The 12,832-nt window shown below is 59.3% G+C and carries 15 protein-coding genes; 9 read left to right on the top strand and 6 right to left on the bottom strand.

From position 1 onward, the window contains the following. The first annotated feature begins 250 nt into the window (after positions 1–250). From ACXAH0_RS02240 to ACXAH0_RS02230, 3 genes are all read left to right on the top strand, one after another. Positions 251–895 carry a PAS domain-containing protein gene (locus ACXAH0_RS02240; protein ID WP_475185199.1) on the top strand — a complete coding sequence of 215 codons (645 nt, stop codon included), beginning with the start codon at positions 251–253 and terminating at the stop codon, positions 893–895. A 356-nt stretch (positions 896–1,251) separates the two neighbouring features. Continuing rightward, positions 1,252–1,878 (top strand): PilZ domain-containing protein, encoded by a 627-nt coding sequence (locus ACXAH0_RS02235; RefSeq protein ID WP_475185204.1) that lies wholly within the window; start codon positions 1,252–1,254, stop codon positions 1,876–1,878. A 551-nt stretch (positions 1,879–2,429) separates the two neighbouring features. Then, the gene (locus ACXAH0_RS02230) at positions 2,430–3,044 is read left to right on the top strand and encodes a transglutaminase-like cysteine peptidase (protein ID WP_475185206.1); all 615 of its coding nucleotides are present in this window, start codon (positions 2,430–2,432) and stop codon (positions 3,042–3,044) included. Positions 3,045–3,214: 170 nt separating this feature from the next. On the opposite strand, the gene ACXAH0_RS02225 is transcribed toward ACXAH0_RS02230, so the two are convergent. Both ACXAH0_RS02225 and ACXAH0_RS02220 read right to left on the bottom strand, forming a co-directional pair. Continuing rightward, entirely contained in the window at positions 3,215–3,751 is a 537-nt protein-coding gene (locus ACXAH0_RS02225; protein ID WP_475185210.1) for a gamma carbonic anhydrase family protein, read from the bottom strand. A 161-nt stretch (positions 3,752–3,912) separates the two neighbouring features. Next, positions 3,913–4,239 carry a DUF6949 family protein gene (locus ACXAH0_RS02220; RefSeq protein WP_475188768.1) on the bottom strand — a complete coding sequence of 109 codons (327 nt, stop codon included), beginning with the start codon at positions 4,237–4,239 and terminating at the stop codon, positions 3,913–3,915. 213 nt (positions 4,240–4,452) lie between these two features. Here ACXAH0_RS02220 and ACXAH0_RS02215 point away from each other — a divergent pair, with 213 nt between their 5' ends. Next, positions 4,453–5,163, top strand: coding sequence for a hypothetical protein (locus ACXAH0_RS02215; RefSeq protein ID WP_475185219.1), 711 nt, complete (start codon positions 4,453–4,455; stop codon positions 5,161–5,163). A 79-nt stretch (positions 5,164–5,242) separates the two neighbouring features. Here ACXAH0_RS02215 and ACXAH0_RS02210 read toward each other — a convergent pair whose 3' ends face one another. Together ACXAH0_RS02210 and cysE are read right to left on the bottom strand one after the other, a co-directional pair. After that, complete coding sequence (locus tag ACXAH0_RS02210) at positions 5,243–5,458, bottom strand: DUF3126 family protein (RefSeq protein ID WP_475185223.1); 216 nt, start codon at positions 5,456–5,458, stop codon at positions 5,243–5,245. 169 nt (positions 5,459–5,627) lie between these two features. Beyond that, positions 5,628–6,449 (bottom strand): serine O-acetyltransferase, encoded by an 822-nt coding sequence (gene cysE / locus ACXAH0_RS02205; protein WP_475185225.1) that lies wholly within the window; start codon positions 6,447–6,449, stop codon positions 5,628–5,630. Between the two features lie 142 nt (positions 6,450–6,591). Between cysE and ACXAH0_RS02200 the strand changes: the two genes are divergently transcribed. Next, positions 6,592–7,404 carry an enoyl-CoA hydratase gene (locus ACXAH0_RS02200; RefSeq protein WP_475188766.1) on the top strand — a complete coding sequence of 271 codons (813 nt, stop codon included), beginning with the start codon at positions 6,592–6,594 and terminating at the stop codon, positions 7,402–7,404. A gap of 170 nt (positions 7,405–7,574) precedes the next feature. Here the strand turns inward: ACXAH0_RS02200 and ACXAH0_RS02195 are convergent, their stop codons facing one another. Together ACXAH0_RS02195 and ACXAH0_RS02190 are read right to left on the bottom strand one after the other, a co-directional pair. Then, positions 7,575–8,459, bottom strand: a complete 885-nt coding sequence (locus ACXAH0_RS02195; RefSeq protein ID WP_475185234.1) for an alpha/beta fold hydrolase — start codon at positions 8,457–8,459, stop codon at positions 7,575–7,577. An 83-nt stretch (positions 8,460–8,542) separates the two neighbouring features. Next, complete coding sequence (locus ACXAH0_RS02190) at positions 8,543–9,289, bottom strand: alpha/beta fold hydrolase (RefSeq protein ID WP_475185237.1); 747 nt, start codon at positions 9,287–9,289, stop codon at positions 8,543–8,545. A gap of 221 nt (positions 9,290–9,510) precedes the next feature. Between ACXAH0_RS02190 and ACXAH0_RS02185 the strand changes: the two genes are divergently transcribed. The 4 genes from ACXAH0_RS02185 (at position 9,511) to gpt (ending at position 12,348) form a co-directional block, all read left to right on the top strand. Further along, complete coding sequence (locus ACXAH0_RS02185) at positions 9,511–9,756, top strand: zinc-finger domain-containing protein (protein ID WP_475185241.1); 246 nt, start codon at positions 9,511–9,513, stop codon at positions 9,754–9,756. A gap of 46 nt (positions 9,757–9,802) precedes the next feature. Next, on the top strand, positions 9,803–11,005 hold the full coding sequence (locus ACXAH0_RS02180; protein WP_475188764.1) for an FAD-dependent monooxygenase: 1,203 nt from the start codon (positions 9,803–9,805) through the stop codon (positions 11,003–11,005). Positions 11,006–11,078: 73 nt separating this feature from the next. Next, on the top strand, positions 11,079–11,825 hold the full coding sequence (locus ACXAH0_RS02175; RefSeq protein ID WP_475188763.1) for a competence/damage-inducible protein A: 747 nt from the start codon (positions 11,079–11,081) through the stop codon (positions 11,823–11,825). A gap of 13 nt (positions 11,826–11,838) precedes the next feature. Next, positions 11,839–12,348 (top strand): xanthine phosphoribosyltransferase, encoded by a 510-nt coding sequence (gpt, locus tag ACXAH0_RS02170; protein ID WP_475185254.1) that lies wholly within the window; start codon positions 11,839–11,841, stop codon positions 12,346–12,348. Positions 12,349–12,832 lie beyond the last annotated feature (484 nt).

The following is a 12,832-nucleotide window of genomic DNA, read 5'->3' as shown; positions in this document are numbered from 1 at the left end:
ACGCCCCCGCGCCACCCAAACATCGTGAACAGAATGTTAAGCTGCCAGCCAAGGCGCAACAAAACAAGCCTCACCTTTCGTTAACCCTAACAAACTGCAGAAATTAATCTGCCGGTGACTTCAAGGGGTTGGCACGCCCCCTGCTTAGCTAAGGACAAAAAGAAGCTGAAACGGATAAACGTCCCGAATTGATACAGCTTCTGTCTTGAGACGGAACAAGGGACGCTTGAAGGCGACGAGGCGAAGCAAGATGAAACATGGTGTAACGCAAACTCTTTATTCTTACTGGGACAACCTGCGCGGTGCCCGCCCGGCCCCCAACCGCAGTGAAGTTGACCCCGGCGAAATCCGGGGTCTCCTGGGCGACACGTTCATTCTGGAGACCAACGGGCCGCAGGATGTCCGCTACCGCCTGGCCGGCACGCGGCTCTGCTCGGCCCATTGCCGGGAACTGAAAGGGCGCAATTTTTTGCGCGGCTGGAGCACCAAAGACCGGGAAGCGCTGGAAAGCCTGATCGCTGCCATTTCCGAAGATGCGGCCGCCGCTGTGATCGGTGTGAACGGCCATACCGAGCGGGGCCAGCTTCTGCCCATGGAAATGCTTCTGGTCCCGTTGAACGTGCCGGGCGAAGGCCGCATCCGGATTCTCGGCTGCTGCACCCCCATGGACAAACCCTATTGGCTAGGGCTCCATCCCATCCTGAACCAGTCCATTACCAGCCTGCGTCTGGTCTGGCCGGACGAGCGGCCCGCATTTGCCGACACAGGCGTAGCGGTTAACCCTGTTCTGCCCCGCTACACTGCGGAAGGCATGGCCATGCCGACCCCGCCGCTGCCCCAGGGGGCGGAGCGCAAGGTCGGCCACCTGACCGTCTATAGCGGCGGCAAGGCCTGAACCAGCAGCCTGGACCACCGCTGAAAGTCTCCGTTTTGCTTCACACAAAAGACCCGGGTCCGCCCGGGTCTTTTTTCTTTAGGAGTTTGTTTTCGCGTAATAAATTCATCGGTGTGAAACTTCTTCCGTCAAACAAAGCATCCCGTTTCTGCCGTTCCACTTTGTAGAACGGGCCGGCCATGCTGGCTGTTTCTGTGCCTCAATAAAGTGCAAACTGTTTTTTTGTGGCAGAAAGATCTTTTCTGCACAGCTATTCTTACACATCGTTAACCCCAGCTCCCTAGAGTGGACGCAGATGTTAGGGATTCGGTTTCGGCCAGGGGTGGTGCGAGACACACTGTTTGGATAGAGCAGGCATGGACGCCGGATTGGCAACAGCACCAGAAGGAAGCAAGCCGCTTCAAGTCACGGACCGCCGGAAACACCAGCGTGTTCAGGTGGATATACTGGGCCGCTTCATGCTGGAAGACCGGAGGGAATATCCCTGCCAGGTGATCGACATGTCCCCGGGCGGCATGGCCATGATCACGCCCGTCGAGGGCCGGGTCGGTGAACGTGTGGTTGCTTATCTGGACCACCTCAGCCGTGTGGAAGGCCGCATCTCCCGCGCGATTGACGGCGGCTTTGCGGTGGAGCTTCGCAACACCGCGCGCAAGCGGGACAAAATCGCCAATGTACTGACCTGGCTTGCCAACCGGGATGAGCTGAACCTTCCTGAAGACCGCCGCCACGACCGTTTTGTGCCGAAGAACCCGATGACCCGGATGGTTCTGCCCGACGGGTCGGAACATGTCTGCCGCATTATCGACGTGTCCCTGTCTGGCGCCGCGCTTGCAACCGACATCATCCCGGAGATGGGCGCCCCAATCACGCTCGGCAAGATGCAGGCTCGTGTGATCCGCCGCATCGAAGGAGGGATCGCGGTCGAGTTTGCCGCAGTCCAGAACCGCGAGCTGCTCGAGGCGCATATCTCAGCTCCCTGACATCACGCCTTTCTTTCCCATTCCAGTCAGCCACCAGGACCCCGCCCCTGAGCGGTTAAACGCGGCCATGCCTGAGCCACGCTTCTTCCGGCATCCCCTTCAGAAAGCTGCCAGGAAAGAAAGCAACAGCACCTCTGTCAAAAGACACAATGGCGTCCGGCAACGGGTTTCGGCCTGAGAGCGGGGCCCGCTCCCGCAGTCTTCTCAAGACACCCCATTCCCATTCTTTTTTTGCCTGATCTTGCATTTTTCTTGCCCCTTGAATCCGGCAAAGACCACGTGATTTTCCCCCCCCAAACCACCGAGCGGCCTCTGCGCGGCCACCTGTAAAAGCGCCCCAAACCAACCATTTCAGCAATGATCTCAACACCTTCCAGAGGATCGATAAAATTTTAGGAAAATTCGATTCAAGATTTCCTAAAAAGAGAATTTCATTTTACTAAAATAAAAATCGAATTATATTAAAGTATAAATAGGTTTTTACTTCGAAGATTTTCAGGAAATAAAAAGCAATACGTCATCGTAGCCTCAGCCTTGGGGAGGGCGTTACGATGAAACTACTTGAAAAGCTTCTCTTCGCATCAGTTATCGCCATAAGCGGCACTTTCACAGCTGCGTCCGCCTTGGCCGATACCGGCCGGTTCATGGACATGAATAAAGCTGTCAAAGCGCCGATCGGCTACAAGCAATTCTGCCACGACTATGCCTGGGCCTGTCCGCATGACCAGTATCAGCCGGTGGTGGTGAAGTTGAACGAAGACCGCTGGAACCAGTTGATCGCGATCAACGCGGAAGTGAACCGGCGGATCCGTCCGATGACCGACGATGATCTCTTCGGCAAGGTCGAACACTGGACCTACCCGGTCAACGGTTATGGCGATTGCGAAGAATATGTCCTTGAAAAGCAGCGTGTCCTGATGGAAGCAGGCTGGCCGCGCAGCGCCCTTTTGATCACCGTTGCCAAGGATGTTCAAAATTCCGGCCATGCTGTCCTGACGGTCCGTACGGATCTCGGCGACATGATCCTGGACAATCAGATTCAGGCGGTCCTGCCCTGGTACTCCACCCCGTACCGCTACATCAAACGCCAGTCCGCCACCTCTCCCGTCAAGTGGACGGGGATTTCCGACACGCGCGTTACAACTGTCAGCAGCGTGTCCCACTAGGATAGGGATCGGTCCCTTCGGGGGCCGTCAGGACGATCCGGTCGCGTCCCCACCCTCCCCATCCCTACCACGGCCGGATCCAGGGAACCGGTCCTGCCCCCCGCATGGGCCGGTTCCCGACTTTTCCCGAACTGTGAGCTGTTCCGGTGGGCAGCTTTGAAGACCTGCCTTCAAGCCGGGCCACCCTCTGCCAGCCCAGCAGCGTAGCGGTGCCAATTGCGCACATATCCTTCAGCGGACTTGCGGATCGTTTCGGCCGATTCCGGCGGCAGGCTGCGCACAACCTTGCCAGGCACACCAACCACAAGGGAATTGTCCGGAATAGCCTTGCCCTCAGGAATAAGGGCGTTCGCCCCGATGATGCAGTTTGAGCCGATCACCGCCCCATTCAACACCGTCGCCCCCATGCCGATCAGGGAATTCGCCTTGATGGTGCAGCCGTGCAAAATCGCCTTGTGCCCGATGGTGCAATCAGCCCCGATGGTCAGCGGGAACCCCATATCCGTGTGAAAGACGCAGCCATCCTGGACATTTGAACGGGCGCCGATGATCAGGGGCTCATTGTCCCCTCTCAAAACCGCTCCGAACCAGACACTTGCCTCTTCTTCCAACCGGACATCTCCGATCAAAGTGGCAGTCGGAGCGACCCAGAAAGCACCGCTGTCTGGAAAAACGGCCTTGCGGCCTTCAAGCGAAAAAATCGGCATGGAGATCCCTCATGGCAAGGAGACTTGATTCTGCCTTCCATGATGACCCATTCCGTCCGCCCGGTGAAACGCTCGTTTGGTTCTGACAGACGAAAGCGGGTGCACTGCCCGCCAAGGCCACCGGCAACGCCCCCTTAAAGACCTGAAAACGCTCGTGCCTGTCAGGAATATCCGGCAACAACCAGAGCGACATTCATCACCAGAATGCCGGAACACATGCTCCACATGCCCGCGATCGTGGACGAAGCAACCAGCCAGCCCAGCGGGCGCCCTTCGATCCGGCGCCCCCGGATAGCATTGCGCATGATGATGAACGGCCCGGCAAACACGCACAGGAATATTTCGGCCAGAAACGCCAGAAGGTTTTCTCCTGAAAAGGAAAATTTCGGAGGCTGCTTGGTGACAAGCTGGTAAAGGCTGCCAAGAACGCCTGCGGCAACGAAGCCTGCGCTCGCAATATATCCAACGAGAAGTAGATCGAAGATCACGGCTGTTAACCTCTTATTAACGATCACACTGAGAAAGTGATTAACAATCTTTAAACAGTCCTACGCAAAGACTGTGCCGGATGGGCTAATGGGCAAAAACTTAAGATTCGCGCCAGATTTGCTGTCTTCATGGGTCTCCTTGAACGGAACACGTGTCCCGTTTCGGCACAGCGGGTCCCAATTCTGCGCATTTGCGCTGCAGAAGGGGACGCCATGATCCCCCTGTCCCTGCCAACCACCAGTATCAACACCCGCCGGTTCACGATCCTGTCCCTGGCCATGCTGGCATTGGGCGCGGCCCATATCGCCGAGCGCACCAGCCACTGGAACAGCTCCTGGCAGGCCTATGCGGCCGCCAGCCAACGAAACGGGCCTGTTTCGCTGACCGTGGGCCGCACCGCCTTTGAACTGCCGCCAGCTTATCTGTCCACTGAGCGCCAAAGGGCCAAGGTCCTCCAGGACCGTGCCGCCTTCTCAGCAGTAACACTCGCCATGACCTGGCCCAATCTGATGCCTGCGGGCCCCGGCAGCGATGCAGAAGCCACCGGCAAAGCCGCCCTGCCTGTTGTTGTGGAGCTGGAATTCAGCCCCGGGCGGGAAAGCATGCGGGCACGGCTCGACCCGTTTTACCGGCGGCTGGCGCGCAGCGGTGTCTTGAGCGGACCGAACGGACTGAAAATGCTGCGCCTGTCCGGCAAGGGGGCCCGAAACAGGGATCTGATTGTCTATGACCCTGCGCACAATAACGGCTTTATCGCCCGGTGCCGGAAAGACCGGACCAGCAGACAGACACTCTGCCACAGGGCCATCGTTCTGGCATCCGGGCTAGAACTCCGATACCGGTTCGACCAAGCCCTGCTTGCAGAATGGCGGACCATCGACAAGGCGGTCCTGCACAAGATCGCCTCGTTCCGCAAAAGCTGACTGAGCCACAATCCAGCGCACAGCAAAAAGGCGGCCTCGGAAGAAGCCGCCTGACGCGTTTTCAATCTGTCCTTAAGGCTCAGACGTCGTCGAGGTCGATTTCCAGAATGGCCATCTGGAAATTCCAGCTCAGGTCCTCGTCCTCATCGTCGCGGAAAATCACACCGATAAATTCTTCACCGATATAGACTTCAGCGGAATCATCCTTGCGCGGACGTGCGCGCACCTGAAGGCTCTGCAGCTCGAATTTCGAACGCAAGTAAGCTTCGATCTTGCGGATTTCATCAGGGTTCACGGCGCTCTCCTTGTCTATGCCGTCTGCTATTTAGTCGCGCGGACCCTATAAGACCAGCCCCAAATGCCAAAACCCTTTCGGAAGGCTTTCCCCGGCTTCCTCAGTGCCCCTGCAAAAGCCGCAGGAGCGCGCGGTTTGACCGAATAAAGACATATTTGCCGGTCAGGCCTCACTCCTGACCAAGCAACTGGTTCATGCTGCGGGCCGGTTCCGAACACCCGGCTTTGCCGACAATCTTAGCCGGAACCCCGGCAACGGTGGTATTGACTGGAACGTCGGACAGCACAACGGAACCGGCGGCGATGCGTGAGCAATGGCCGATCTCCAGATTACCAAGCACTTTCGCCCCCGCCCCGATCAGAACACCATGGCGGATCTTCGGATGCCGGTCACCGTCTTCCTTGCCGGTGCCGCCAAGCGTGACGCCCTGCAGGATCGACACATCATCCCCGATCACGGCAGTGCCGCCAACAACAATGCCGGTGCCATGGTCAATGAAAATGCCGCGTCCGACCGGAACGGCCGGATGAATATCGATCTGGAACACTTCCGAGGCCCGGCTTTGCAGATAAAGGGCAAAATCCTTGCGCCCTTTGCGCCACAGCCAATGGGCCAGCCGGTGGGTCTGAAGCCCATGAAATCCCTTGAAATAGAGCACCGGCTCCAGGTAACGGAAGCAAGCCGGATCACGATCATAGACGGCCACAATATCAACCCGGAAGATCTTGGCCAGCTCCGGCTCGTCGGCCAGAGCCTCAAGATAGGTCTGCCGGATCAGCGAGGCCGAGACGACATCCCGGCCGAGCCGGTCGCCCAGCCTGTGCAGCACCGCCTCTTCCAGACTGTCGTGGTTGAGAACGGTCTCATAGACAAAGGACGACAGTGCCGGTTCCTGTGTCACCATCTGCTGTGCTTCCTCGCGCAGCTTGGTCCAGACCGGATCATGGGTCGGAACGCGCTCCACACCGGGTTGTGTCTTCGGTGCCGACATGGCCTGTCTCCTTTTCAAGCCGTCAAAACGTTTCCCTAAAATAGGACGACCGCCTTACATTCCCAAATAAAACTTGCTGATATCAGATATGAAGGCCTGTTATGAAAGCTGAAACGTTAATACCAGCCGAAAGTTTTCCCCCATGCCCCAGTCCGGTGACACGGATATGCTCCAGGACAATCCGCTTCTGAGGAAAACCGGCCCCGTTGCCGAAGTGATCCTGAACGCGCCGAAGCGGAAAAACGCTCTTTCCCTGGCCGCCTGGAAGCGCCTTCCGGGCCTCGCTGCGCAGATCGCTGCAGATCCGCAGATCCGCGTCTGCGTGGTCAGGGGCTCCGGCGGGGAGAGCTTTTGCGCCGGAGCCGACATTGCCGAATTTGAGGACACCCGGGCAACCCCGGACGCAGCCGCGGCCTATGATGCGATCAATGTGCAGGCCTTTGCCGCCCTGAAATCTCTGCCCATGCCGGTGATTGCGGCCATTGAAGGTCCCTGCCTGGGCGGTGGGCTTGGCGTCGCCCTGGCCTGCGACATCCGCCTTGCATCACGGACGGCCGTTTTCGGCATTCCGGCGGCACGGCTGGGCCTGGCCTATCCGCCTGAAGCCTTGTCCGATCTTCTTGAAACCGTGTCGCCCTCAGCCGCCAAACGCCTTTTGTTCACAGCCGGGCGGATCACCGCTGAGGCAGCCATCCAGATGGGCCTGGTTGACGAGATCAGCGAGCCGGACACCCTTGCCAGCCGTCTTCAGTCCCTGTGCGGCGCGATCAGCGCCAACGCGCCCCTGTCCATCCGCGCGGCCAAAGCCTGCGTGAACGACCTGAGCGGGCCTGCAGCGGAAAAGGATCTCCGCCAGCACCGTGAGGCCGCCACACAATGCATTGACAGCTCTGACTATCGGGAGGGCTGCCGGGCCTTTCTGGACAAAAGACCCCCGGTCTTCACCGGCCAGTGAAGGCTGCTCCACCGCCGAGATTAAACTTACTTCTCAAAAATCAGAGAAAAGATATTGTTTAAATGAATTAAATCGCGGCACGCTGATCCGGTTTCAAATCAGCGTGTCTTTTGCGCGGAAAGCTCTGATGACAGGCAGCGAAAGGAAAATTGACTGAAACGCGCCTTGCTCTAGACCCCTTCAGCAGCGGCAGGCAATCTAGCCAGAAACGTCTCGACGGCGTCCGCAAACACATCATTTCGGTCTCCCGCAACCATATGCCCGGCATCCTGAATATCGGTGAACTGCGCCGTTGGAACGAGGCTCAGAAACTCCTCCACATGGTCCATGGAGACAAGTTCCGAATTCCGCCCCCTGATCAGCATCACCGGCAGGGCAAGGCGGGCCGCAGCGGCCAGAAGGTCTTGCTGCACCGCCTCGGCAACGGCCGGCTCCCGGTGCTGGCGCGACTTTAAAAACGCCGGGTCCCAATGCCAGCGGTAGCGGCCATCCTCGTGCAGACGCAGGTTTTTCGTCAGGCCTGACAGGTCCTTTGGCCGGGCCCGGCCCGGCAGATACCGGGAAATGGCGTCGGCAGCCTCTTCCACATCGGCAAAGCCCTCTTCCACCCGGTCGCCCATGAAGCCGATGATTTTGCCAACCCCGCCCATGTCGACACGGGGGGTTATGTCCACCAGGACCAGAGCGGCAAAGCCACCGGGCTGATGGCGCCCTTCCGCCAGCATCCCGGCAAACCCGCCAAGAGACGCACCGACAACAACCGGCTTTGCCCGGTGAAGCGCAACCACTTGCCGGGTGACGGCGCACAGATCCGCCGCAAAGGCTTCAAACCCGTAATTGCCGGACGGCACCCAACTGCTTTCCCCATGACCGCGCTGGTCGATGGCATAGACGGGATGCCCGAGGGCTGCGATCCGGCGGGCGGCCATCTCCCAGGAATGGCGGGTCTGGCCACCGCCATGGAGCAAAACCACCGGCTGCGTGCCCTGCCCATACCGGTCCGCAATCAGCCGGTTCTGTTCCGCCCCTTCAAAATTAACCCGTTTCGGCTCCATGCACCCTCCCGAAAACTCCTGCGCAGGCTCTCCTTCGCAGGACCGGGACGCGGCAGGCGCCCCGGCCTTTTAACCGCTGACCCTCAGGCGTTCAAAAACGCCAGGACCCCCTGTTTGTGAACCTTGTCACCCACCGCAACCATGTGATCCCGGCCCGGAATGTCGAGCACTTCGGCCCCCGGGATCAGATCGGCCAATTTCTGAGGCGATCCGGCAATATCGTCCTTGGTGCCGACCGCCACCAGAACCGGCCGCGTGATCCGGGCCACATCCTCTTCGCTGATTTTCTGGCGGGAGGAGCGCATACAGGCGGCCAGCGCGAGCCGGTCGGAGCCGGTCTGCTCGGCAAACGCGCGGAACGCCCGGCCGGTGCGATCCGTCACATCCTGCAGCCGCTCGGCCTCCAGAGCTGCGGCAATCGGCTCTGGATCGCCCACGCCTGAAATCATGCCATAGCCCAGCCCGCTATAGACCGCCTTGCGCACCCGGCCCGGGTGGTTCAGCGTCAGAAACGCGGAGATCCGGGCACCCATGGAATAGCCCATGACATCCGCCGTTCCGATTTCCAGATGATCCAGCAAGCCGCGTGCATCTTCGGCCATCACCGGCGCTCCATAGGCGGCCGGGTCATGAAAGGCCTGGCTCTCTCCATGCCCCCTATTGTCCAGTGCAATCACGCGCCGGCCATCCTTGACCAGAAGATCGACCCAGCCGGTATTGACCCAATTGACCTGTTTGTTGGAGGCGAAGCCGTGAATGAGCAGGACCGGATCGCCCTGCCCCTCGTCGAGATACGCGATTTTGACGCCTTCAATATCTGCATATGGCATGGAAAGGAGATAACCTTTACGTAAAGGGAATATAAGTTCTGTATCACAGTAAAAGGTTTGGCCGGGCTTGGCAAAGCCGAAAAGCCTGAGCGCCGGCGCCCATGCGGCGGAGAACCGCAGGGTATTTGGCGGCGCGGCTCAATTTCCTCATGGATCACAGGCGCGAAATTTGCTATCGCAAAAGCCTTCCCGTTCTCCTTCGCTCAAAGAGGTATGAGACCATGGCGGATCAGGTTGTCCCGCATTTCCAAAACACGAGCGGACACGATTCTGTCGCGGTCGGCGCGCGGGAATTCATGTGCATCGGCGCACGGCCTCCGTTCGATCATCCGCATATCTTTCTGGACATGGGGACGGAAAATGAGATCGTCTGCCCGTATTGCTCCACCCTCTACAAGTTCGACTCAACCCTGAAGGCCACGGAATCGTCGCCGGACGATTGCGCCTGGACCCCGGAAGCGGCTTGAGCCTGACGCCGGACCTCCCCAAAAGCCTTCCCGCAAGAGCCCTTTCATGGCTGACCACACTGAGACCGACCGCCCCATCGTCATTGCCGGGGGCGGTATTGGCGGCTTGACCGCAGCCCTCGCCCTGGCGCATGAGGGACATGAAATCCTGCTTTTGGAACGTGCTAACGAGATCTCGGAAGTCGGCGCAGGGCTTCAGCTCTCTCCCAATGCCTGCGCCATTTTGGCGGAGCTCGGCGTGCTGGACAGGCTGGAACCCCACGCCTATGCGCCGGACAATCTGCAGATCTGGTCTGGCCATACGGGAGGGAAACTCGCCCGGGTGGCGTTCGGCTCTTATATCAGGGAGCGGCACGGGTACCCGTTCTGGGTCATCCACCGGGCGGATCTGCAAAGGGAATTGCTTGAAACGGCCCTTGAGACCGAGAGGATCAGCATCCGGCTGGCAAGTGAGGTTCAGGACCTGACCGCCTCGCCCTATGACGATCTGGTCTGCGTCTACCGGCAGGGTAAAGACACACGGACACAGCCGGCAAAGGCGCTCATCGGGGCCGATGGGGTCTGGTCAAAGACAAGACGCCAGATCCCCGGACACACCAATGCCCGCTTCAGCGGTCTGGCCGCCTACCGGGCAACCGTGCCCATCGATCAGGTGGACAAGATGTTCCATGGGGACAGCGGCCTCTGGCTGCACAGGGACAGCCATCTTGTGCATTACCCGATTAAGGGCGGCCAGGCGTTTAACATTGTCGCGCTGGCCAGGGAAGACTGGGCCGAGGAGACATGGTCCGCTGAGGCGGATAAGGAAGACCTCTTGAAAAGCTTCCGCGCCTGGCCTGCCGCTGTCCGGAACCTTCTGAACACGCCGGACCGGTGGCTGAAATGGGCACTGTGCGGCGTGGACGCCTCGGGCCCCTGGTCCCACGGGCATGTGGCCCTTCTGGGCGATGCTGCCCACGCGATGCTGCCCTTCATGGCTCAGGGCGCGGCCATGGCGATTGAAGATGCCGCCATTCTGGCCCGCCACCTGCCCAGGAACGTCAGCAACATTTCCTCCGCGCTCAGAGCCTATGAACGCGAGCGCAAACCAAGGGCCAGCTTTGTGCAGGGGATCTCGCACCGCAACGCGAAGGTCTTCCATTATTCGGGCCCAATGGCCTTTGCCCGGGACACGGTCTTGCGCCTGTCATCGCCTGAGCAGCTGGCCGCCCGCTTTGACGACATTTATGGCTGGACGCCTGGCGCGTGAGCCCTCTTTTGCTTGAGCTGAACGGAAAGCTGGGATAAAGCCAATCCCCATCCCGTTTTCAAGGAGCGCTACGATGACCGGACAGAAGGCAGATGACGTTGTAACCGCTGCGTTTCTGGTCATCGGCGATGAAATCCTGTCCGGCCGGACCAAGGACAAGAATGTCGGCTTTGCCGCCGATTATCTAACCGCGCTTGGGATCGACCTGAAGGAAGTCCGGGTGGTTGCGGACGATCAGGACGACATCGTGGCAGCGGTCAACACCTTGCGCACCCGCTATGACTATGTCTTCACCTCCGGCGGGATCGGCCCCACCCATGATGACATCACAGCCGAGAGCATCGCGGCAGCCTTTCAGGTACCGCTTAATCTGGACCCGCGTGCCGTTGCAATCCTGGAACAGCATTATGCTCCGGGACAGTTCACACCGGCCCGTCAGCGTATGGCGCGTATTCCCGAAGGCGCGGACCTGATCGAGAACAAGGTCTCCAAGGCGCCCGGGTTCCGGATTGACAATGTGCATGTCATGGCCGGTGTGCCCTCCATCATGCAGGCCATGATGGACGCCATCGCGCCGACGCTGAAAACGGGCCGGAAAATGCTCTCCGAAACCGTACCGGCGGAACTGCCGGAAAGCCGGATTGCCGACAGACTGGCCGCCATTCAGGACGCGCATCCGGACACACTCATCGGGTCCTATCCGAATGCAACCGATGGAAAATTCACGACACAAATTGTTATCCGGTGCCGCGACGCAGCCGAATTGAAGGCCACAGCGCAGGATGTGGCTGCAGCCGTTGCAGAGCTACTGGGATCTTAAAAGCGAGACAAAAATGGAAAATCCCGCACAAAACAAAGCGTTCCCCGTATCCTGGGACATGTTTCACCGCGACTCCCGTGCCCTGGCCTGGCGCTTGTCCAGTGAAGGCGAATGGAAAGCCATCGTCTGCATCACCAGAGGCGGACTGGTTCCAGCCGGTATCGTGGCCCGGGAACTGGGCATCCGCACCATCGAAACCGTGTGCATCGCCTCCTATCATGATTATGAAAATCAGGGCCAGTTGAAGGTCATCAAGCCGATAGACCCGAAAGTGGTCGATCTGGAAGACGGAGACGGCAGCGGCGTCCTGGTGATTGATGATCTGGTCGACACCGGCAAAACCATGAAGGTCGTGCGCGAAATGCTGCCCAAGGCGCATTTCGCAACCGTCTATGCCAAGCCGGTCGGCGTTCCGATGGTCGACACGTTCATCACCGAAGTCTCCCAGGACACCTGGATCTATTTTCCCTGGGACATGGGCTGGCAGTTCCAGCCACCGCTCTCAAACGACACGGCCGGCTGAGGCGCCAAAGCCCCCCAGCCTGCTCTTATACCAACCTGAATAGATAGAAACCCATCTGATGGCGCTGGTCCGGATTGGCCGGCAAGGCGCGTTGCGCAGCACGGCCTTTTTGGCCGTTCAAGCGGCGCAACGCAGTCCGGCGGGCCGGACCAGCGCCATCAGATGGGTTTCTATCTATTCAGGTTGGTTGTCTAATTCCGGCCTCACAGTCAAGTCCCAAGCCCTGTTGCCTCCTCACCAGGTCCACGGTTGTCTTCGAAGTCGCTGCCAGCAGGGTCTGTGGAGCGCTTCATGATAGGACCCTTTGACTTTGGCCTCCCAAGGTATAAAGCGCCCTTGCCGATGTTTCGGCCTGGCATCCAAGAGCGCGGGTTCGCCTCAGTCATCGTCCCGGTGAGGGGCGACAGTCTCCGCGCTGGCGCGGATCTCTTTTGTTGTTTGTCTCCCCTATGCAGCGGCGCCTTCTTGGGTCTGCGGCCAGCGG

This window comes from Roseibium sp. AWQ4_290 (genome assembly GCF_056160985.1).
This window is presented reverse-complemented; position numbering and strand designations above follow the sequence as displayed.